The 1,225-nt window shown below is 44.8% G+C and carries 3 protein-coding genes; all 3 read left to right on the top strand.

All coding sequences use genetic code 11. The annotated features are described in order from the left end of the window. Positions 1–300, top strand: a 300-nt coding sequence (locus A3761_RS18055; protein WP_156491935.1) for a TlpA disulfide reductase family protein, incomplete at its 5' end; no start/stop codon positions are given. A gap of 16 nt (positions 301–316) precedes the next feature. Continuing rightward, positions 317–556 carry a DUF4266 domain-containing protein gene (locus tag A3761_RS18050; RefSeq protein WP_068553283.1) on the top strand — a complete coding sequence of 80 codons (240 nt, stop codon included), beginning with the start codon at positions 317–319 and terminating at the stop codon, positions 554–556. Next, positions 543–1,225: DUF3570 domain-containing protein (locus A3761_RS18045; RefSeq protein ID WP_231881254.1), on the top strand; the 683-nt coding region annotated here is incomplete at its 3' end. The genes A3761_RS18050 and A3761_RS18045, both read left to right, overlap by 14 nt.

Here is a 1,225-nt window from a genome sequence, read left to right as displayed (position 1 = left end):
CAGGAAATGCCCTTGATGAATGATATTTTTGCCAAATATGAAGACTTGGGTTTTACCATTTTAGCGGTCAATGTGGATGAAGATTCAGCTGATGCAGATCGCTTTTTGAAAGCTCTGCCGGTTGATTTTCCTGTGGTCTATGACTCGACAAGCAAGGTAAGTGAGATGTACGAGGTGGATGCGATGCCGACAACTGTGATGATTGATCGCGATGGCAACAAGCGCTTTTTACATCGCGGATATAAGCCCGGCTATGAAGAAGAGTACGCAAACCAGGTTAAACAGTTGATCAGAGAATAGTTCACGGGTTCCTAATATGAACAGTATTAAACCAGTCCTATGCGTCATTATCTGTTTGCTGTCTTTTGGTGGCTTGCAGGCTTGCGGTGAAATTAAGCCGTGGGTAAAACCCTATGAGCGAAGTAATTTGGCCGACCCTATTATGAGCTTAGATCGACATGGGGCAGCGGGTGCATACATTCACCATGTATACCAGGCAAGGGAGTCTGCTCGCGGAGCAGAGGGCGGCGCAGGAGGTGGCTGTGGCTGTAATTAAAATGAAAGCCAAGGTGCCTTTTTTTAAAGCCTTTTTTCAATTGTTAATTATTGTCAATTCCCTGGTGATCAGTGCAGTAGGCAATGCTGCAACGCTTCCTCCTGATACGGTTGACGCCTTGTATCATGGTTACGAAGGCGGTGGTATGGATATTAATGGCCCCTTTGTTCTGGTAAGAAAAAGTGCCGGTACGAATTTTTCCCTGAATGGACATTACTATGTTGATTCAGTGTCGTCGGCGTCTATTGATGTGCGCGCCACTGCTAGTGCTTATGAAGAAGAGCGAACTGAGTACAGTGCCGGGGTAGATTTTCTTCATGAGAAAACGATAGTGAGCGCGGGCTATACCAACAGTGAAGAAAATGACTTCTCAGCCGACACAGTGTTTGTTTCTGTTTCACAAGATTTCTTTGGTGATTTAACTAACTTGAGCTTGGGTTATTCCAGAGGATGGGATGAAGTTGGAATGATTCAGAGTGACTTTTCTGAAGATGTTGACAGGCAGAACTACAAACTGGGGCTATCTCAAGTCATCACGAAAAATATGCTCTTTGGCGTGGACGTCGATATTATTACTGACGAAGGTTATTTGAATAACCCCTATCGCGTATACCGCTATCAGAGTGGTTCATCTTTCGAGACAGCTACTGAAAAATACCCGCAAACACG

It is taken from the genome of Oleiphilus sp. HI0123 (genome assembly GCF_001635315.1).
The sequence above is the reverse complement of the archived record's forward strand: the minus strand, read 5'-3'. Positions and strand labels throughout refer to the sequence as shown.